An 18,180-nucleotide genomic window follows, 5' to 3' on the forward strand; every position below is an offset into this window, starting at 1 on the left:
CGGGCTGGGCCCTCAGGCCCATGCCCAAGACCGCGCGCGTCCGGGCCGTTTTTCCTCCACAGTCCGGACGCCTAATTTCAAGCCTCCAAGGGTCCACAAAAGCCGATGACCTTGATCCGCACGATTGGCCTGACGCTGTTGTGCCTGCTGGCGATGCTGTCGTCGTCGGGGGCAGGCGAAGCCGATCTGCGCGCCACCATCGCCAAGTTCGCTACTGCCAAGGGTTTTTCGGACATCGGAGCAGTGGTGCATGAACTAACCGCCACAGGCGATCCAACGGTCGAAAGGCCGCTCTCGGCACTCGCCGACGGCAACCTCTATATCCGCAAGGCCGATTCCCTGGTTTTCGTCGGCAAGGAAGCCGGCGAAAGCATCCAGCTTTTCGACCCGCTCGGCAGCGACGCATCAGGCGAGGCTGCCAAGGACGACGTCACCAAGATCAAGGTCAACAACACGCTGCGTCGCGTCATCCGCGACGCGCTGGGCACGTTGACGCTTGGCGCCAAGGATTCGGCCGCACGACTGGCCGCGGCCGACACTATGTTCAAAACGCCCGATGCCTCGAACATAGAGCCACTCGACACGGCGATCGCCAAAGAGACCGTGGCTGGCGTCAAGGCCCTGCTCGAACAGGCTCGTGCGGCCTCGGTGCTTGTGTCCGATAGGCCTGAGGCTGACAAACTCGCCGCAGTCGCCTTGATCGGTACGCGTGGTGACCGCGATGCGGTTTCGCTGCTCACCTCGGTCGAAGCCAGTGCGTCGGGCGCGGTCAAGGACGCGGCGACGGCGGCGATCGCCAGCATCAATTCGACACTGGCCTTGTGGGATGCCGGCCAGAACATCTGGTACGGGATTTCGCTGGGTTCGGTCCTGCTGCTGGCCGCGATCGGGCTTGCCATCACCTTCGGTGTCATGGGTGTCATCAACATGGCGCATGGCGAGATGGTGATGCTTGGCGCCTACACGACCTTCGTCGTCCAGCAGGTGATCCGGACATCCTTTCCCGGATTGTTCGACTGGTCGCTGGTGATCGCGCTGCCGCTTGCCTTCCTGGTCGCGGCGTTCGTCGGTCTCATCATCGAGCGCGGTGTGATCCGCTTCCTCTACGGGCGGCCGCTGGAGACGCTGCTGGCGACCTGGGGCGTCTCGCTTATCCTGCAGCAGGCGGTGCGCTCGATCTTCGGGCCGACCAACCAGGAGGTCGGCAATCCGTCCTGGATGTCCGGCTCCTTCGACATCGGGCAACTGGCCATCACCTGGAACCGTCTGTGGATTCTGGTGTTCGCGCTCACGGTGTTCGGCATGTTGCTCTACGTGATGAAGCGCACGCCCTGGGGCCTGCAGATGCGCGCCGTCACCGCCAACCGGCGCATGGCCGCCTCGATGGGAATCAGGACGCCGTGGGTCGACGCTTTGACTTTCGCGCTAGGATCGGGAATTGCCGGCATTGCCGGCGTCGCGCTCAGCCAGATCGACAATGTCTCGCCCAATCTCGGCCGCGGCTACATCATCGACAGCTTCATGGTCGTCGTCTTCGGCGGTGTCGGCAATCTCTGGGGTACGCTGGTCGGCGCCTTTTCGCTCGGCATCGTCAACAAGGTTCTCGAGCCTTATGCCGGCGCCGTCCTCGGAAAGATTGTCGTGCTGGTGCTGATCATCCTGTTCATCCAGAAGCGCCCGCGCGGCCTGTTCGCGCTCAAGGGCAGGGCGGTGGAAGCATGATGTCAGGACGCTTCTTCGCCGCGGGTGCCGACCGCCGCATTGCCATCACCATTTTCGTCCTGCTGGCGGTGGCCGTCATCGTGCCGCTGCTCAACCTGGCCGTCTCGCCGACCAGCGCTTTCTACGTGCCGTCCTACATCGTGGCGCTGACCGGCAAATATCTCTGCTACGCGCTGCTGGCGCTCTCGCTCGACCTGGTCTGGGGCTATTGCGGCATCCTTTCGCTCGGCCACGGCGCCTTCTTCGCGCTCGGCGGCTATGCGATGGGGATGTATCTGATGCGTCAAATCGGCTCGCGCGGCGTCTACGGCAATCCGATCCTGCCCGATTTCATGGTGTTCCTGAACTACAAGGAGCTGCCCTGGTTCTGGACCGGCTTCGACCATTTCTGGTTCGCCGGCCTCATGGTCCTGGCAGTGCCCGGTCTGCTTGCCTTCATCTTCGGCTGGTTCGCCTTCCGAAGCCGTGTCACCGGCGTCTACCTCTCGATCATCACTCAGGCGATGACCTATGCGCTGCTGCTCGCCTTCTTTCGCAATGACATGGGTTTCGGCGGCAACAACGGCCTGACCGATTTCAAGGATATTCTCGGCTTCAACGTGCAAGCCGATGCGACCCGTTCGGCACTGTTCGCGGCCAGCGCCATCATGCTCGCACTCGCCGTCTTCATCACCTGGGCGATCGTCGGCTCCAAATACGGCAAGCTCCTGATGGCCGTGCGCGACGCTGAAAGCCGCACGCGCTTCCTCGGCTGGCGGGCGGAGAACGTAAAACTGTTTGCCTTCACCGTCTCGGCGGTCATGGCCGGCATTGCCGGCGCGCTCTATGTGCCGCAGGTAGGCATCATCAATCCCGGCGAGTTCGAGCCGTCCAATTCGATCGAGGTCGTAATCTGGGCGGCCGTCGGCGGGCGCGGCACAATTGTCGGGCCGATCATCGGCGCGCTGCTGGTCAATGCCGGGAAATCCTGGTTCACCGGCGTGCTGCCGGAATTCTGGTTGTTCGCGCTCGGCGGCCTGTTCGTCGCCGTCACCTTGCTCTTGCCCAAGGGCATCATCGGCATGTGGGACAGTTGGCGCGGCAATGCCAGGGCGTTGCGCGGGGCTTCCCTCGCTGAAGAAGTCGGCACCGAGGTTGGGATCGCATCCGCGACGTCGAAGCCCGCTCGCTCGCCGGCGCGAAATCCGGGCGAATGGTCCTGGTCCGACCCCGAACCGCAGCCGGCGGAGTAAGCGACAATGAGCAAATCCAACACCATCCTCTATCTCGACGGCGTCTCGGTCTCCTTCGACGGCTTTCGCGCCATCAACAATCTGTCGCTGGTGCTCGACAAGGGCGAGATGCGCGCCATCATCGGCCCCAACGGCGCCGGAAAGACGACGATGATGGACATCGTCACCGGCAAGACGAGGCCGGATGAAGGCGAAGTGTTCTTCGACGGCCAGGTGGACCTCACCAGGCATGACGAAGCCGAGATCGCCATGATGGGCATCGGCCGCAAATTCCAGAAGCCGACCGTCTTCGAAAGCCACACGATCGAAGAAAACCTGATGCTGGCGCTGAAGGGGCCGCGTTCGATCTTCCCGGCGCTGTTCCACCGCCAATCGGCCGCCGAGGCACGGCAGATCGATGACATCCTTGGTATCATTCGGTTAGGCGACAAGCGCCGCGAGCTCGCCGCCAATCTCAGCCACGGCCAGAAGCAGTGGCTCGAGATCGGCATGCTGCTGGCGCAAGACCCGAAACTGCTTCTGGTCGACGAGCCGGTCGCCGGCATGACCGATGCCGAAACCGAGGAAACCGCACTGCTGCTCAGGGATATCGCCCGCGACCACTCGGTCATTGTCGTCGAGCACGACATGCATTTCGTGCGCGAGCTCGGCGTGAAGGTCACCTGCCTGCATGAAGGCTCGGTGCTCTCGGAAGGGACGCTCGATTTCGTCTCGGCCGACGAGCGCGTCGTCGAAGTCTATCTGGGGAGATGAATATGGTCTGGCGGGTGCAATTCCATCACTTCGACATGTCGTTTCTTCGCTTCTGGAGAAGGCGCTGACATGCTCGAAGTTTCCAATGCCACGCTCCATTACGGCGCCGCCCAGGCGCTGCGCGGCGTGTCGCTAAAGGCGGGTGCGGGCAAGATCACCTGCGTGCTCGGCCGCAACGGCGTCGGCAAGACAAGTTTGATGAGATCGATCGTCGGCCATCACCGGCTGACGAGCGGAAGTGTTGCCTTCGAGGGGAAGGCGCTCGACCGGAGCGCGGCGTATGACCGCGCCCGGTCGGGCATCGCATTCGTGCCGCAGGGCAGGGAGATCTTTCCGCTGCTCAGCGTGCGGGAAAATCTCGAATCCGGTTTCGCGCCCTTGAGGCGCGCCGACCGCAACGTGCCGGCGCACGTCTTCGAACTGTTTCCGGTGCTGAAGCAGATGCTTGGCCGCCGTGGCGGAGATCTTTCCGGCGGTCAACAGCAGCAGTTGGCCATCGGCAGGGCGCTGGTGATGCGGCCGAAGCTGCTAGTGCTCGACGAGCCGACCGAAGGCATCCAGCCCTCTGTTATCAAGGATATCGGCCGCGCCATACGCTACCTGCGCGACCAAGCCGGCATCGCGGTACTTCTGGTCGAACAGTATCTGGACTTCTGCCGAGAACTCGCCGACGAGGTCAACATCATGGACCGCGGCCAGATCGTCCACACCGGCCCAGCGGAAGATTTGGACCGGGCTGATGTTCGCAAATTCCTTACGGTCTAGAATCGGCGCTGAACTTCATTTGAAGATTTGAAGTTCTTGGCAAGTCCAATATTTCTTCCGTCCATCATCTGCGTCTCTGGCACACGCAATATCGCATGCTAGTCTTTTCCAGGCTTTGTGAGTCGGCCGCTTCCGTATCAGTCTGGTATCGCAGATCGAGGCGCGGCGAAGGTTCTGCAAGTTCCACGCAAGCAAGGCTTCCTAGCTTCCCGATCTGATTGTCGTTCAAACGCGTTTGGGCACACAGGCTAAGGGACAGCCATGGAACGTTACGTCGAGGACTACCAGAAGCGGCGGCTTACCGAACGCGTCGACATCATCGCCGCCATCAACATCCTGAGGTCACAGGGCTGCGATTACGACGATCTGATCGAGGAGATCACCAAGGTCTTCTATGTCGACCTCGATGCCTTCAATGAAATCGTCATGGCGGCCTAAGGGCAGCCTTCGCTATCCAACAATCACAGCCTCACCATGATACGCGTGATCAGCTCACGCGTCGGAAGGGAGAGGCGGTCACGCGGTTGCGGCCTCCGCGCTTGGCATCGTAGAGCGCCTTGTCGGCGGCGTTGAGCACCTTGTCGAAGCTGAGCCCTTCCTTGCTGCCAAAGGCAAACCCGGCGCTGACCGTGCAGGTGAGCAAACCGCTTTCGGTTTCTATCAGCCGCGTCGCGAATACGGCCCGGATTCGCTCTGCCGATTGCTCGACCGTTTCCGGCAGAGTGCGTTTCAGCACCAGTGCGAATTCTTCGCCGCCCATGCGCGCGGCGACGTCGGTCTGGCGAAGATTGCCGGCGAGTTCCCTGGCGAACACCCTCAGCACCTCATCGCCCGCCGCGTGACCGAATTCGTCGTTGATGGTCTTGAAGTTGTCGAGGTCGAAAACGACCACCGCCGTAAAGGCACCGACCGGGACGTCGCCGTGCATGTCGAACAGAGCGCGCCGGTTGAGCAGGCCGGTCAAGGGATCCGTCAGGGCGTTGCGGTGGTGGTACCTCGCCAGGCGCCCCTGGTTAAGGGCAAGCGAAAGCGCGCCGATGCCTGTCATGCTGGCGATAACCACGATGAGGCTGAGCTCCTCGGCCCAGTTGCTTGGTGCGTGTCCCAGAACCAGTTTGCCATCCCAGGCAAGAACCATGGCGCAGAGCGCGAAGGATGTGGCCGTGGCCGAATAGAGCGCGGTGATGCCGATCGTCAGGGCGGGTGCCTCATCGCGGCCTCGCCAATATTCGAATGCCGTGGCGAACAGCAGCAAGGCGGCGAGCATGTTCTCGAACATGAAGCCGAGGCCATCATAGCCCAAAGCCATGGGAGGCAACGCAATCGCCAACGAAACGCAACCCCACAGCGCCCGCGGCAACGGCGAGCCGCCGGTTCGGAACTGATAGGCGGCACCCAGCATGGCCGAAAAGCCGATCAGCAGGAACGCTGAAGTGGCGATGCCGAGCAGACGCCCGGGCATGTCGATATAGGCGTCATAGATGAAAATATCGCCGACCACGAACACCAGGCTGATTGCCCATGTCAGCAGGAATTTTTCCGAGCGGGCGGTCAGCCACATGCCGAACAATGTCAGGCTGAGGCAGGCGGCGGAGAACCCGACGGCCAGCAGGAGTGAAGTGTAGTCGAGCGACATGCCCTTCTTTCCCTGCCGGCGGCGGTTCCAGCTCTGCGGCCTGGCGTCGGCGCATTCATGCGGCAAGGAAGTGTCAATAAGGTTACGACGGGCCGAGAATGCCAGGATTTCTCGTGTCAGAGAATTGCCACCGCCAACAGCATGAGGATGCCGACCCCCATCATCAGCAAGCCCGGCCAATCTTGCGAGAGGCCTAGGAAACGAAGGCCACGCCGGGGTGGCTCAAGCGTCGGGCCCGTCGAGCCCGCAGGCGCCGAGCCGCCGCTCAACTGGCCGCGCCTGATGGCTGCACCCGCCATGTACACAAGGCCGGCTATGGTCAGCAACGCTCCGATGAGGATGATAGCCATCTCTCCTCGCTTTTGCCCAACGTCCCGGGCGCCATGGAAACCGGCTCTCGGCTAGATAGGCAAAACGGTCAAGATGCCCTGCGGGTTCCGAACACGCAGCAACACCCGACCTCGAAGCCTCGTCAAAAGACATGGCCGCGGTGCAAGCTTGCCATTTTAATCGGCCACACGCTTCATCAGCGCCATCGCCCCGAACGGCGCGCGCACCTTGCCCTCGGTGATAAAGTAGACGAACACGTCGCGTGGCTGGACCGGGGCGTCGGTGGCAGGGTCGGCGCGGCGCAGATCGGACGGCTGCTCGCCTTTCGCCCAAATCTTTGCCCGCGCCGCCCATTCGTCGAGGCCCTTTGGCGTGTAGCAATCGGGATTGTCGTCGCTGCCGGTCTGCAGCCGCGCATAGACGAAATCGCCGGTGATATCGGCGATATCGGGATATTTGGCATGGTCGGCATAGACGATCGCCGCCTTGTATTTGCGCGCGAGCGCGGCGAATTCCGGCACGATGAAGCTGTCGTTGCGGACTTCGAGCGCGTGGCGCAGCGCGACGCCGTCCTGCTTTTCCGGCAGCAGCTTCAGAAACGCTTCGAAATCGTCCGGATCGAACTTCTTCGTCGGCGCGAACTGCCACAGGATCGGCCCGAGCTTGTCGCCGAGCGCGGCAACGCCGGAACCCAGGAAACGCATCATCGATTCACCGGCTTCACCGAGAACGCGCCTGTTGGTGACGAAGCGGTTGCCTTTCAGCGAATAGACGAAACCGTCCGGCGCCTCGTTGGCCCATTTGACGAAGGTCGGCTCCTTGAAGCTCGAATAATAGGTGCCGTTGACCTCGATGCTCGGCACCTGCCGTGTGGCATATTGCAGTTGCTTCGCCTTCGACAGTTTTTCGGGATAGAAGGACGTGTCCCAGGGCTCGAAGGTCCAGCCGCCCATGCCCGCGCGGATTGTTCCCGATGTGCTCATTGTCGTCCTCCCGGATTTCTAAAAGCGATCAGACCGCGGTGGGCCTGTCGATGGGTTTGGCCATGTCGACCAGTATCCACCCTGGCCGATAGGGATTGGGCCGGCGACCTGTTTCACGGTAGCCATAGGCGGCGTAGAGCGCGATGTTCCGTTCCATCTTGGCGTTGGTGTAGAGCCGCACCTCCGGCAAACCCCACAGACGCGCCTGTTCATCCGCGTGATTGAGCAGTGCTATGCCGAGTTTTTTGCCCTGAAAAGCAGGGGAGACGGCGACGCTGAAGATCATGGCGTGGTCTTCGTGTCGTTCAAGGACAATAAGCCCGGCGGGATCATTGCTGCTCTCAAGTAGCCAGACCTCGCCGCGCTCGATACGGGGCGCATAATCCTCGGTAACGGGGATCGGTGGCGCGTCGAGTATGGCGTTGTAGGGAGCATAGGCCGCTTGCGTCAGCGTCACGATCGCGGCGAGATCTTCTGGGCCAGCGAGCCTCATGATTGATCCATTCCGGCAGCGGCCGCTATCACCTTTTCCATGCCAGCGGCAATTGCAGCGACGGCATCGCGGCTGGCGTCACGGAGATCGTGGCGTTCGGCGATCCAATGGACGTCAGTGTAGGAAAGCCAGACCTTGCCTTCTTCATCCTCCCAGGCCAGCGCCTTCACCGGCAGGTCGATGCCGGCAAGCTGTTGGTCCTGCATCAGCGGTGTGCCGCCCTTCGGGTTGCCGAAAATCAGAAGCTCCGTCGGCCGCAGCGCGGTGCCGACATCGCGCGCGCCGGCCTGGTGATCGATGCGCGCGAACACAAGCAGTCCCGCGCGCTTGACCACCTCAGCCAGGCGGTCGATGGTTTCGGTCACGCCAAAGCGGCTCTGGACCGTGATGAGACCATCCTCTGTCATCACTCCGCCGCTTCGCGCTTGCCTCCAGGGCGCCGCTCCAGAAGCTCCTTGAGGAACTGGCCGGTGTAGCTGCGCTTCTCGCGCACGATGGCTTCCGGAGTGCCGGAGGCGACCAGTTCGCCGCCGCCATCACCGCCTTCGGGCCCGAGGTCGAGCACCCAGTCGGCGGTTTTTATCACTTCGAGATTGTGCTCGATGACGACCACGGTGTTGCCCTGGTCGACCAGTTCGTGCAGCACTTCCAACAATTTGGCGACATCGTGGAAGTGCAGGCCGGTGGTCGGCTCATCGAGGATGTAGAGCGTCTTGCCGGTTGCCTTGCGCGACAGTTCTTTGGCCAGCTTGATGCGCTGCGCCTCGCCGCCGGACAGCGTCGTCGCCTGCTGGCCGATGTGGATATAGCCCAGCCCGACCTGCTTCAGCGTCTCCAGCTTGTCGCGCACGCCAGGCACGGCGGCGAAGAAGTCGACGCCTTCCTCGACGGTCATGTCGAGCACGTCGGCGATCGACTTGCCCTTGAACAGGACGTCGAGCGTCTCTCTGTTGTAGCGCTTGCCGTGGCAGACGTCGCAGGTGACGTAGACGTCGGGCAAAAAGTGCATCTCGATCTTGATGACACCGTCGCCCTGGCAGGCCTCGCAGCGGCCGCCCTTGACGTTGAAGGAGAAACGTCCCGGCTGATAGCCGCGCGCCTTCGCTTCGGGAAGACCCGCGAACCAGTCACGGATCGGCGTGAAGGCGCCGGTGTAGGTGGCGGGGTTCGAACGCGGGGTCCGCCCAATCGGCGACTGGTCTATGTCGATGACCTTGTCGAGGAATTCCAGCCCCTCGATGCGGTCATGCTCGGCCGGATGCTCGCGCGAGCCCATGATGCGGCGCGAGGCCGCCTTGAACAGTGTCTCGATCAGGAAGGTCGACTTGCCGCCGCCGGACACGCCGGTGACGGCGGTGAACGTGCCGAGCGGGATTTCGGCGGTGACGTTCTTCAGATTGTTGCCGCGCGCGCCGACGATCTTCAGCCGCCGGTTCTTCTTGGCTTCGCGGCGCACGCCAGGCGTTGCCACTTCGAGTGCGCCCGACAGATATTTGCCGGTGATCGAATTGGGGTTGGCCATCACCTGCTGGGGCGTGCCCTGGGCGATGATCTCGCCGCCATGGATGCCAGCGGCGGGGCCCATATCGACGACATAGTCGGCGTGCAGGATGGCGTCCTCGTCATGCTCGACGACGATCACCGTGTTGCCGATGTCGCGCAGATGCTTGAGCGTGTCGAGCAGGCGCGTGTTGTCGCGCTGGTGCAGGCCGATCGACGGCTCGTCCAGCACATAGAGCACGCCGGTCAGCCCAGAGCCGATCTGCGAGGCCAGCCGGATGCGTTGGCTTTCGCCGCCCGACAGCGTGCCGGAATTGCGCGACAAAGTGAGATAATCGAGCCCGACATCGTTGAGGAAGCGCAGGCGCTCGCGGATTTCCTTCAACACGCGGACAGCGATCTCGTTCTGCTTGTCGTTGAGCTGCGCCGGCAGGTCGGTGAACCATTTGTCGGCGTTGCGGATCGACTGTTCCGTCACCTCGCCAATGTGCTTGCCGGCAATTTTCACCGCCAGCGCTTCGGGCTTCAGCCGGTAGCCCTTGCAGACCGGGCAGGGCGTCGCCGACATGAAGCGCTCGATTTCTTCGCGCATCCAGGCGGATTCGGTCTCTTTCCAACGCCGTTCGAGATTGGGGATGACGCCTTCGAAGGTCTTGGTGGTCTTGTAGGAACGCAGGCCGTCATCATACTGGAAGGTGATCTCGCGCTCGCCGGTACCGCGCAGGATCGCCTCCTGGGCTTGCGCGGAAAGATCCTTGAACTTGTCGCCGAGCTTGAAGTCGTACGCCTTGCCCAACGCCTCGAGCGTCTGCGAGTAATAGGGCGAGGTCGATTTCGCCCATGGGCTGACGGCGCCGTCGCGCAGCGACACGTTTTCGTCGGGCACCACGAGGTTGGGGTCGATGGCGCGCTGGCTGCCGAGACCGTCACAGGTCGGGCAGGCGCCGAACGGGTTGTTGAAGGAGAACAGCCTGGGCTCGATTTCCGGAATGGTGAAGCCGGACACCGGGCAAGCGAACTTTTCCGAGAACAGGATGCGTTCATGCGTCTCGTTCTTCGACTTGTTGACCGAATCCTCGCCGGTCTGGCTGGCGTCGAGCGGCTTGTCGGCGAACTCGGCCACCGCCAGCCCTTCGGCCAGCTTCAGCGCCGTCTCGATGGAGTCGGCGAGACGCGTGGCAAGGTCGCCGCGCACGACGATGCGGTCGACGACAACGTCGATGTCGTGCTTGTATTTCTTGTCCAGCGCTGGAACGTCGGCGATTTCATAGAAGACGCCGTCGACCTTGACGCGCTGGAACCCTTTCTTCTGCAATTCCAGCAGTTCCTTGCGGTACTCGCCCTTGCGGCCGCGCACGATGGGCGCCAGCAGGAACAGGCGCGTGCCTTCCTCGACCGCGAGTACCCGGTCGACCATCTGGCTGACCGTCTGGCTCTCGATCGGCAGGCCGGTGGCCGGCGAATAGGGCACGCCGACACGGGCAAACAGAAGCCGCATATAGTCGTAGATCTCGGTGACGGTGCCGACCGTCGAACGCGGGTTCTTCGACGTGGTCTTCTGCTCGATGGAGATGGCCGGCGACAGGCCGTCGATCTGGTCGACGTCGGGCTTCTGCATCATTTCGAGGAATTGCCGTGCATAGGCCGAGAGGCTTTCGACATAGCGGCGCTGGCCTTCGGCATAGATGGTGTCGAAGGCCAGCGACGATTTGCCGGAGCCCGACAGGCCGGTCATGACGATCAGGCTGTCACGCGGCAGGTCGAGATCGACGTTCTTCAGATTGTGTTCGCGCGCCCCGCGAATGGAAAGGAATTTATGGTCGGCCATCGCCGGTCGCCGCCTCAGATCTGGAATTCGTGGGATTGGCGGGTTTTCCTAGCCATCCCCTATGTAGGTCTTTTTGCCGCCACGTCGAGAGACGCCACAACTCCCGACAGAAGTCGTTTAACCGTCTTTCGCGCGAAGGGGCAAGCGGAAAGAACAAAGGCCGAACATGCTCCTGACAAAACTGTGCGGAAACTGACCTGGACGTAACCTTCCGGTGATCACATTTTTCCGTAACCGGCTATTGATGGTTGACGCGGCCAACTCACGGGAGCAGTCTTCGGAAGTCAGCGAAGCTGGCCGTCTTTCGATGGCCTCGCCGCCCCAAGGCGGCCTGCGAGACGCCGCAGGCATTTGCGATTGCGCTTCGCCACGACGATGTCGCAACGGACACAGGAGCGGAGCATGACGCCACCGGATAGTCCCCCAGGGCTTCAGTTGTCACTGGAGCCGCGGCAGGCATAAGTGCCAGAGCAGGCGTTTGCGCCACCCGACAAACCGTGACCTGCCGTATTCGTCAAAATCAGAGACTATTGGTCGGATCGTCGGCTGAATGCCGCGAAGCATCCGAAATCAAACGCCGGCAGTACACTCCCGGGAAGCATGGATTAAGAATCCAACAAAAAGCCCCGTCCGTTTGCCCAAGGCACGGCGGGGCTGTTTTTGGGCGTGGGCTTGAGTTCGCAGGCCTCCGACCTCGGCCTACCTTGGCGGCTTGATCCCGCCAACTCCGACATCGACCGTGATGCTGCCGGAAATCCTGACATCCGTATTGCCGATCTTGAACTGCCCATTGCCGCTGCTGGGGAACGCGTCGTCGGGTTCGGGCACCGGGGCCGGCTTGGCGATGCGATAGTCGCCGGCCACGCCGGGCAGGGCGCTCTTTCGCGCTGACGATGAAGCGTCGTCGGCAAGTGCCGAACTGGACGCAAGGCCGACGATTGCGAGCACCATGGCGCCGGTGACACGGTGCGATGTTCTGGGTCGATGAGTGTCGGTCATTCCTCTTTTATAGGGACCTGCCGCCACCGGAACCAGACCGATATCGTCAAATCTTCGACACCTAGCAGGATTTGATCTGGGGCTCTGCCTCACGCCGCTTTCTTGCGGGTGTCGAAAACATGGTCGACAATGCCCCATGCCTGGGCCTCGCGGGCAGTCATGAAATGGTCGCGGTCGAGCGTGCGTTCGACCTCTTCATAGCTGCGGCCGCAATGCTGGGCGTAGAGTTCGGTCATATGGCGTTTGGTCTGGCCGATGCGTTCGGCGTGCCGTTGGATGTCGGAAGCCTGGCCCTGGAAGCCGCCCAGCGGCTGATGCAGCAGGATGGTGGCGTTCGGCAGCGCGATGCGGCGCCCGGCCGAGCCTGCCATCAGCAGGAACGATCCCATCGATGCGGCAAAGCCCATGCACACGGTCGAGACCGGGCAGCTGATATATTGCATCGTGTCGTAGATGGCGAAGCCGCTGGTCACCATTCCGCCCGGCGAGTTGATGTAGAGCGAGATCTCCTTCCCGGGATTGTCCGATTCCAGCGACAAAAGCTGCGCGCAGACCAGCGCCGAGACGTCGTCGTTGATCTCGCCGTTGATGAAGACGATGCGCTCGCGCAGCAGTCGCGAAAAAATGTCGAAGGCACGTTCGCCGCGGCTCGATTGCTCGATCACCATCGGCACAAGGCTGGCAACACCACTCATTTCTCTTCTCCGATTTCCGTGTTCAGGCCGCGCGCGGCAGCAGAAGGCGTGGTGTGTTCGCGGCAATAGGCTTTCCGGCCCCGCGCAGCGAAAGCCGGCAGCCGGCCCCCGCCATCGCAACAGCGGGCATCGCCTTGCGGGCAAAGCCGTCATGGACGATGCGCAGATGCGTGCCGCCGGAAATGGTACGGGCGAGTGTGAAGGTGACGGTGCTGTCGAGCGGTTGCGCCGCATCGTCGGACTGCTCCCGCCAGGAATAGCGCAGCAGGCGCTCGGGCTCGGCGTCGAGGATCTCGCATTCGATCGGCGCGTCAGGCCCGGCGAAGGCAAAGCGGCTGCCGGTCCGCGGACTGATGTCGTTCGGCATCATCCAGGCGGCGAGCAATTCCGGCACGGTCAGCGCCCGCCACACTTTTTCCGGCGGCTCGGCAAGGTCGTATTCGAATTCGAGCGCCTCTGGAGCGACCTTGGTTTGGTTTGCGTCTTTCATTGATCGCCCGTCTTTCATTGATCGCCCGTCTTTCATTGATCGCCCGTCTTTCATTGATCCATGTCCTTCAAAACGGCCTTCAGTTTTTCAATGCGTTCCGGCCAGAACGTCCGATAGCGTTCAATCCAGGAGAGCAGCGGGGCAAGCCCCTGCGGATCGGCGCGATAATAGGCGTTGCGGCCGGCCCGCCGCTCGACCACCAGGCCAGCGCCGCGCAACACCGCCAGATGCTGGGAGACGGCCGGCTGCGACACCGTGAGGCCGCTGCGCAGTTCCGACACGCTCATCTCGCTCGCCGCGAGACGCTCGAAGACGGCGCGGCGCGTCGGGTCGGCCAAGGCGCGGAAAATCTCTGCTTCGATCATGACGAAAGCATAAGTCGATACTTATCGATTTGGCAAGCACTGTTTTGAGACCCATATGCAGCGTTCGGGCATTGCTGCCATTCCTTGACAATTGGGGGCAATGCACATAGGAACGAAAAGGGAACAAAAACCTTGTGGGAAAAGCCAGCCTTGGCAGGCGGCCAATATCGGCAGCCTGTAAGGTGCTGCGACAAAAATTTGTTTCGGATGAGCGCGGAGAAATATCATGGCGGGTAGCGTCAATAAGGTCATTCTGGTCGGCAATCTCGGGGCGGACCCTGAAATCCGCCGCCTGAATTCGGGCGAGCCGGTCGTCAACATCCGCATCGCCACCTCGGAAAGCTGGCGCGACAAGAATTCCGGCGAGCGCAAGGAAAAGACCGAGTGGCACAATGTCGTCATCTTCAATGAGGGCATTGCCAAGGTGGCCGAGCAATATCTGAAGAAGGGCATGAAGGTTTATGTCGAGGGCCAGTTGCAGACGCGCAAATGGCAGGACCAGACCGGTGCCGACAAATACACGACCGAAGTCGTGCTGCAGAAATTCCGTGGCGAACTGCAGATGCTCGACGCGCGCGGCCAAGGTGAGGGCGGTCAGGTCGGCGGCTACAGCGGTGGCGGCAGCAGCCGTGGTTCCGATTTCGGCCAGTCGAGCCCGAACGAAGGTTTTAGCCGTGGCGGCGGTGGCGGCTCCAAAGGGGGCGGTGGCGGTGGCTCGTCGCGCGAGCTGGACGACGAGATACCGTTCTGATCGGAAGCCATACCAAACGGCGAATGCTTGTTGCTTGAGATGCCCCGAGGGTCCTGCACGGACTTTCGGGGTTTTGCATTGTTGATTTTGAGCCGACAGTCGGCGCGATCAACGACTGAAAGGATGGAGCGATGAAGGCACGTGTCAAATGGGTCGAGGAGCGCACCTTTGTTGGCGAATCCGGCAGCGGCCACAAGGTCGTGATGGGCACGGCGTCCAGCCCGGAAGGCAAGACGCCGGGACCGAGCCCGATGGAGCTGGTGCTGATCGGCACCGGCGGCTGCTCGGCCTATGACGTCGTGCACATCCTCGAGAAGGGGCGCGAGGCGGTCGAGGACTGCGTCGTCGAACTCGACGCCGACCGGGCCGAGACCGACCCGAAAGTGTTTACCCGCATCCATATGCATTTCATCGTCAAGGGCCGTGCGCTGTCGCGCGACAAGGTCAAGCGCGCGATCGATCTTTCGATCGACAAATATTGCTCGGCTTCCGCCATGATGGCCAAGACGGCCACGCTTACGCATGATTTCGAGATCGTCGATACAGCGGCGAAGTAGGTTGAGCGGTATACCGCTCAACCGGCCATCAGCGCCTTGATGCCATCTGCCACGAACTGCACGGCCAGGGCCGCCAGGATGACGCCGAGCAGGCGGGTCAGGATCGAGCGGCCGGTCTGGCCGAGGATGCGGTCGATGCGTTCCGATAGCACGAACACCAGATAGGTTATGACGAGGCAGACGAAAATGATGCCGACCAGGGCCGCCTGCGCGGCAAAGCCCTGAAACGAGCCGGAGAGCAGCACCGTCGCTGAAATCGCGCCAGGCCCGGCGATCAGTGGGATCGCCAGCGGGAAGGCGGCGATGTTGTGGATCATGTCCTTGGTGATGGCGACGTCGCCGATCTTCTCCTTACGGTCCTGCCGGCGCTCGAAGACCATTTCGAAGGCGATGAAGAACAGCAGGAACCCGCCGGCGACGCGGAACGCCGGCAGGGTGATGCCGAACACCGACAGGATAGAGGCGCCGGCCAGCGCAAACAACGCCATCACCAGAAAACCGATGATCGAGGCGCGGACGGAAACTTGGCTGCGCTCCTCGCGATTCATGCCGCGTGTGACGGCCAGGAACAGAGGCGCCAGGCCGGGCGGATCGATGGTCACGAGAATGGTGACGAAGGCATTGAACAGGCTGTCGAAACTCGGCATCGCTGACCCTCCCACCGGGCCAGGCCCGTACCCGCATTGGTAGTGCAAAGCCCGGTCGGTGGGAACTGTCAGGACTGCGAAACTACAGCTCTCGACGGTTAGCCGGCAGTGCCGCAATAGGCCTCCAGGCGATAGCCGTCCGGATCGACGACGAAGGCCGCGTAGTAGTTCTCGCCATAGTCGGCGCGCAGGCCCGGCGCGCCATTGTCGCTACCGCCTTCGCGCAACGCTCCGGCATGAAAGGCATCGACGCTATCCCGTGTCGGCGCCGCGAAGCAGAAATGCAGGCCGGATTTTTCGTCCGCCGGCACCGGCCGCGCCGCCTCATTGACCCATAGCGCGACACCCAGGGCGCCATAGCCGAGCGAACCCGGCGATTGGCTGACGCAAGTGAAGCCGAGCGGCATTAGCGCGGCATCGTAGAAACGTTTGGAGGCGGTGACGTCGCGAACGCCGATCGAGATATGATTGAACATCGTTTTCTCCATTCTTACAATGCTTTGCGGTGTCAACTTCTTGCTGATCGGTGCGCCAGGAATTCCACCTCGGGCCGCCATGTCGCACCATCGTCCTGTGAACGTTCGCCGAGCCATCGGAAGGAATTTTCGGTGATCCGCGAAAAGCTCCAGCGCACGGAGGAGCCGGTGTCATCGGCGCCGACCTGCACGATGGTGTCGCCTTCGGCGCGGCCGAGCTGGCGGCTGAAATACTGGTTGCGCGGGTCGCTCCAGAAAATGTGCCAGGCGTCGACGCGGGGGTCATAGACCCGCAGCGTCGTGCCATAAAAAGTCCATTTGCCGAGCGACGGCGAGGAACCGGCGTCACGCGCGGGCAGGATCCAGACATCCTGGATCGCCCGGCCTTCCAGAACCCAGCCGAAATGCACCTCGCCACGTCCGGTCAGCACCGTGCCGTCCTCGAGATGGCGCGAGGCGTCAAACGTCCAGGCACCGACGAAGCGGCCGTAAAGGTTCAGTTTTTCGGCGAGACCTTCCATCGGTCCGGGACTGTGCAAGGCTTCGGCAAATGAGGATTGGTCGAACACGGCAGCGGCCTCTTCTTGTCAGGAGATCGCCAAGAATAAGTGCTGGCAGGGTTCTGGGCTTGGGAAAAATTGCTATATTTTGGCCATGACGGCGACCGCGGATACCCTTGCATCCGGACCCGGTTGGCACGTGGCGGATGTAATCTGCACGGCCAGCGCCGGCGATCGGCCATTCGAGGAAGCGCATCGGGATTTCTGCGTTGCGGCCGTCACCAGCGGCTCGTTCCGCTACCGCGCGCAGCAAGGCACGGCAGTGCTCGCGCCAGGCAGCCTCCTGCTCGGCAATTCCGGCACATGCTACGAATGCGGGCACGAGCACGGCAATGGCGACCGTTGCCTCTCCTTCCATTTCGGGTCGGCCTATATGGACCGGATCGTGGCCGACGTGCCGGGCGCCAGGACGCTCAGCTTCGCGGCGCCACGCCTGCCGCCGTTACAGGCCTTGGCGCCGCTGCTGGCCGAGGCGGAAGCCGCGCGCGACATGGCCGACACGGACGCATTCGAGGAACTCGCCCTGCGCGTCGCGGGTGCCGCCGTGGCAACGCTCTCCGGCGACACGCATGCCGGGTGCGATCCAAGCCGCCGCGACCAGAAAAGGGTTGCCGAGGCGGTGCGGCGGATCGAACTGGATGCCGACGGGCCGATCTCGCTTCCGGCGTTGGCGGATGAGACTGCGACCAGTCCCTATCATTTCCTGCGCATCTTCCGGCAGGTCGCCGGCATGACGCCCTATCAGTACCTGCTCAGGACCCGGTTGCATCGCGCGGCGGTGCGATTGCGCACGTCCAACGATGCCATCTCGGCAATTGCTTTCGAGGCCGGCTTCAACGATCTGTCGACGTTCAATCGCCGGTTTCGGCGTGTCATGGGCGAGACGCCGGGCCGCTATCGCGCCAGGCGCGCGGGCCGCGGCTGAAAAATCGCGTCACACCCGCGGCATCAGTCCATGATCGGCCAGCATGGCGAGGCCGCCGGCAAACAGTGGCGTGACCGTCGAATCCGCGCTCGCCGAAAGGTGGCGATTGGCGCCGAACAGGGCAAACGCCACCGAACCGGCGACAAAGGCGAAAAAGCCGAGCTCTGGAGCAAAACCGCCGAGCCTGGCTGTCGCCATCTGTTCGGGAATAGCGATCGCGGCCAGTGTCGCCCGCGATCAGGTCACCATTGAGATCCCGGGCCTGCCAGCCGCTCAGCGCCCGGAAAGGCGGCCATAGGCTCCAATTCATGGTGATCGCGGCTTTTGCTTGGGGAGTTGGTCCATTGCCGGCTTTTGCCTTGGCGGCGGCGAAAAGCATAATGGCCATATCGTCGCAATTAGCGGTATCCTTTTGAAATCACCACCGAAAATGACACTGGAAAAGTGCCGTGAACGTTGGAGTTTCGGCCGTG

The 18,180-nt window shown here is 62.4% G+C and carries 21 protein-coding genes and 1 pseudogene; 8 read left to right on the top strand and 14 right to left on the bottom strand.

What is annotated here, in order from left to right; translation table 11 throughout:
- Positions 1–105 precede the first annotated feature (105 nt).
- From urtB to FJ492_RS16240, 5 genes are all read left to right on the top strand, one after another.
- Positions 106–1,722, top strand: a complete 1,617-nt coding sequence (gene urtB / locus FJ492_RS16220; protein ID WP_140503700.1) for an urea ABC transporter permease subunit UrtB — start codon at positions 106–108, stop codon at positions 1,720–1,722.
- Positions 1,719–2,954, top strand: coding sequence for an urea ABC transporter permease subunit UrtC (gene urtC / locus FJ492_RS16225; RefSeq protein ID WP_140770884.1), 1,236 nt, complete (start codon positions 1,719–1,721; stop codon positions 2,952–2,954). Before urtB ends, urtC begins: the two co-directional genes overlap by 4 nt.
- A 6-nt stretch (positions 2,955–2,960) precedes the next feature.
- Positions 2,961–3,707: an urea ABC transporter ATP-binding protein UrtD gene (gene urtD / locus FJ492_RS16230; RefSeq protein WP_140711748.1), complete on the top strand. Its 747-nt coding sequence runs from the start codon at positions 2,961–2,963 to the stop codon at positions 3,705–3,707.
- 69 nt (positions 3,708–3,776) lie between these two features.
- Entirely contained in the window at positions 3,777–4,472 is a 696-nt protein-coding gene (urtE, locus tag FJ492_RS16235; RefSeq protein ID WP_140750158.1) for an urea ABC transporter ATP-binding subunit UrtE, read from the top strand.
- Positions 4,473–4,733: 261 nt separating this feature from the next.
- Positions 4,734–4,910, top strand: a complete 177-nt coding sequence (locus tag FJ492_RS16240) for a hypothetical protein (protein ID WP_084636783.1) — start codon at positions 4,734–4,736, stop codon at positions 4,908–4,910.
- Positions 4,911–4,959: 49 nt separating this feature from the next.
- Here FJ492_RS16240 and FJ492_RS16245 read toward each other — a convergent pair whose 3' ends face one another.
- The 10 genes from FJ492_RS16245 to FJ492_RS16290 all read right to left on the bottom strand — a co-directional run bounded on the left by FJ492_RS16245 (position 4,960) and on the right by FJ492_RS16290 (position 13,791).
- Positions 4,960–6,108, bottom strand: a complete 1,149-nt coding sequence (locus FJ492_RS16245; RefSeq protein WP_140770886.1) for a GGDEF domain-containing protein — start codon at positions 6,106–6,108, stop codon at positions 4,960–4,962.
- Between the two features lie 116 nt (positions 6,109–6,224).
- Complete coding sequence (locus tag FJ492_RS16250; RefSeq protein ID WP_140503709.1) at positions 6,225–6,458, bottom strand: hypothetical protein; 234 nt, start codon at positions 6,456–6,458, stop codon at positions 6,225–6,227.
- A 156-nt stretch (positions 6,459–6,614) separates the two neighbouring features.
- Complete coding sequence (locus tag FJ492_RS16255) at positions 6,615–7,421, bottom strand: DUF72 domain-containing protein (RefSeq protein WP_140711742.1); 807 nt, start codon at positions 7,419–7,421, stop codon at positions 6,615–6,617.
- A gap of 28 nt (positions 7,422–7,449) precedes the next feature.
- Positions 7,450–7,914, bottom strand: a complete 465-nt coding sequence (locus tag FJ492_RS16260; protein ID WP_140750164.1) for a GNAT family N-acetyltransferase — start codon at positions 7,912–7,914, stop codon at positions 7,450–7,452.
- Entirely contained in the window at positions 7,911–8,321 is a 411-nt protein-coding gene (locus FJ492_RS16265) for a DUF302 domain-containing protein (RefSeq protein WP_181166000.1), read from the bottom strand. The genes FJ492_RS16260 and FJ492_RS16265 overlap by 4 nt, the downstream gene beginning before the upstream one ends.
- Positions 8,321–11,242 carry an excinuclease ABC subunit UvrA gene (uvrA, locus tag FJ492_RS16270; protein WP_027144940.1) on the bottom strand — a complete coding sequence of 974 codons (2,922 nt, stop codon included), beginning with the start codon at positions 11,240–11,242 and terminating at the stop codon, positions 8,321–8,323. Before uvrA ends, FJ492_RS16265 begins: the two co-directional genes overlap by 1 nt.
- A 699-nt stretch (positions 11,243–11,941) precedes the next feature.
- Entirely contained in the window at positions 11,942–12,193 is a 252-nt protein-coding gene (locus FJ492_RS16275) for a hypothetical protein (protein WP_140770938.1), read from the bottom strand.
- Between the two features lie 137 nt (positions 12,194–12,330).
- Positions 12,331–12,936: an ATP-dependent Clp protease proteolytic subunit gene (locus FJ492_RS16280; RefSeq protein ID WP_140770888.1), complete on the bottom strand. Its 606-nt coding sequence runs from the start codon at positions 12,934–12,936 to the stop codon at positions 12,331–12,333.
- Positions 12,937–12,958: 22 nt separating this feature from the next.
- A complete protein-coding gene (locus FJ492_RS16285; RefSeq protein WP_140770891.1) occupies positions 12,959–13,426 on the bottom strand; it encodes an SRPBCC domain-containing protein in 468 nt (155 codons plus the stop codon).
- A 50-nt stretch (positions 13,427–13,476) separates the two neighbouring features.
- Positions 13,477–13,791: a metalloregulator ArsR/SmtB family transcription factor gene (locus FJ492_RS16290; protein WP_140503724.1), complete on the bottom strand. Its 315-nt coding sequence runs from the start codon at positions 13,789–13,791 to the stop codon at positions 13,477–13,479.
- A 226-nt stretch (positions 13,792–14,017) separates the two neighbouring features.
- Here FJ492_RS16290 and FJ492_RS16295 point away from each other — a divergent pair, with 226 nt between their 5' ends.
- Together FJ492_RS16295 and FJ492_RS16300 are read left to right on the top strand one after the other, a co-directional pair.
- Positions 14,018–14,542 (top strand): single-stranded DNA-binding protein, encoded by a 525-nt coding sequence (locus FJ492_RS16295; protein ID WP_027144945.1) that lies wholly within the window; start codon positions 14,018–14,020, stop codon positions 14,540–14,542.
- Between the two features lie 131 nt (positions 14,543–14,673).
- Entirely contained in the window at positions 14,674–15,099 is a 426-nt protein-coding gene (locus tag FJ492_RS16300; RefSeq protein WP_140770893.1) for an OsmC family protein, read from the top strand.
- A gap of 17 nt (positions 15,100–15,116) precedes the next feature.
- On the opposite strand, the gene FJ492_RS16305 is transcribed toward FJ492_RS16300, so the two are convergent.
- The 3 genes from FJ492_RS16305 to FJ492_RS16315 form a co-directional block, all read right to left on the bottom strand.
- The gene (locus tag FJ492_RS16305) at positions 15,117–15,746 is read right to left on the bottom strand and encodes a MarC family protein (protein WP_140770895.1); all 630 of its coding nucleotides are present in this window, start codon (positions 15,744–15,746) and stop codon (positions 15,117–15,119) included.
- 98 nt (positions 15,747–15,844) lie between these two features.
- Complete coding sequence (locus tag FJ492_RS16310) at positions 15,845–16,222, bottom strand: VOC family protein (protein WP_140503732.1); 378 nt, start codon at positions 16,220–16,222, stop codon at positions 15,845–15,847.
- Between the two features lie 32 nt (positions 16,223–16,254).
- A complete protein-coding gene (locus tag FJ492_RS16315) occupies positions 16,255–16,791 on the bottom strand; it encodes a hypothetical protein (RefSeq protein WP_140503734.1) in 537 nt (178 codons plus the stop codon).
- An 85-nt stretch (positions 16,792–16,876) separates the two neighbouring features.
- Between FJ492_RS16315 and FJ492_RS16320 the strand changes: the two genes are divergently transcribed.
- Complete coding sequence (locus FJ492_RS16320; protein WP_140503736.1) at positions 16,877–17,707, top strand: AraC family transcriptional regulator; 831 nt, start codon at positions 16,877–16,879, stop codon at positions 17,705–17,707.
- 36 nt (positions 17,708–17,743) lie between these two features.
- On the opposite strand, the pseudogene FJ492_RS16325 reads toward FJ492_RS16320, so the two are convergent.
- Positions 17,744–18,017: pseudogene (locus FJ492_RS16325) on the bottom strand (SulP family inorganic anion transporter); the annotation flags it as partial.
- Between the last annotated feature and the right edge of the window lie 163 nt (positions 18,018–18,180).

The organism is Mesorhizobium sp. B2-5-4 (genome assembly GCF_006441095.1).
Taxonomy (GTDB): Bacteria; Pseudomonadota; Alphaproteobacteria; order Rhizobiales; family Rhizobiaceae; genus Mesorhizobium; species Mesorhizobium salmacidum.

Coding starts and splice junctions, on each gene's coding strand:
- urtB (WP_140503700.1), top strand. CDS start 106: ATGACCTTGATCCGCACGATTGGCCTGACGCTGTTGTGCCTGCTGGCG.
- urtC (WP_140770884.1), top strand. CDS start 1,719: ATGATGTCAGGACGCTTCTTCGCCGCGGGTGCCGACCGCCGCATTGCC.
- urtD (WP_140711748.1), top strand. CDS start 2,961: ATGAGCAAATCCAACACCATCCTCTATCTCGACGGCGTCTCGGTCTCC.
- urtE (WP_140750158.1), top strand. CDS start 3,777: ATGCTCGAAGTTTCCAATGCCACGCTCCATTACGGCGCCGCCCAGGCG.
- FJ492_RS16240 (WP_084636783.1), top strand. CDS start 4,734: ATGGAACGTTACGTCGAGGACTACCAGAAGCGGCGGCTTACCGAACGC.
- FJ492_RS16245 (WP_140770886.1), bottom strand. CDS start 6,108: ATGTCGCTCGACTACACTTCACTCCTGCTGGCCGTCGGGTTCTCCGCC.
- FJ492_RS16250 (WP_140503709.1), bottom strand. CDS start 6,458: ATGGCTATCATCCTCATCGGAGCGTTGCTGACCATAGCCGGCCTTGTG.
- FJ492_RS16255 (WP_140711742.1), bottom strand. CDS start 7,421: ATGAGCACATCGGGAACAATCCGCGCGGGCATGGGCGGCTGGACCTTC.
- FJ492_RS16260 (WP_140750164.1), bottom strand. CDS start 7,914: ATGAGGCTCGCTGGCCCAGAAGATCTCGCCGCGATCGTGACGCTGACG.
- FJ492_RS16265 (WP_181166000.1), bottom strand. CDS start 8,321: ATGACAGAGGATGGTCTCATCACGGTCCAGAGCCGCTTTGGCGTGACC.
- uvrA (WP_027144940.1), bottom strand. CDS start 11,242: ATGGCCGACCATAAATTCCTTTCCATTCGCGGGGCGCGCGAACACAAT.
- FJ492_RS16275 (WP_140770938.1), bottom strand. CDS start 12,193: ATGGTGCTCGCAATCGTCGGCCTTGCGTCCAGTTCGGCACTTGCCGAC.
- FJ492_RS16280 (WP_140770888.1), bottom strand. CDS start 12,936: ATGAGTGGTGTTGCCAGCCTTGTGCCGATGGTGATCGAGCAATCGAGC.
- FJ492_RS16285 (WP_140770891.1), bottom strand. CDS start 13,426: ATGAAAGACGCAAACCAAACCAAGGTCGCTCCAGAGGCGCTCGAATTC.
- FJ492_RS16290 (WP_140503724.1), bottom strand. CDS start 13,791: ATGATCGAAGCAGAGATTTTCCGCGCCTTGGCCGACCCGACGCGCCGC.
- FJ492_RS16295 (WP_027144945.1), top strand. CDS start 14,018: ATGGCGGGTAGCGTCAATAAGGTCATTCTGGTCGGCAATCTCGGGGCG.
- FJ492_RS16300 (WP_140770893.1), top strand. CDS start 14,674: ATGAAGGCACGTGTCAAATGGGTCGAGGAGCGCACCTTTGTTGGCGAA.
- FJ492_RS16305 (WP_140770895.1), bottom strand. CDS start 15,746: ATGCCGAGTTTCGACAGCCTGTTCAATGCCTTCGTCACCATTCTCGTG.
- FJ492_RS16310 (WP_140503732.1), bottom strand. CDS start 16,222: ATGTTCAATCATATCTCGATCGGCGTTCGCGACGTCACCGCCTCCAAA.
- FJ492_RS16320 (WP_140503736.1), top strand. CDS start 16,877: ATGACGGCGACCGCGGATACCCTTGCATCCGGACCCGGTTGGCACGTG.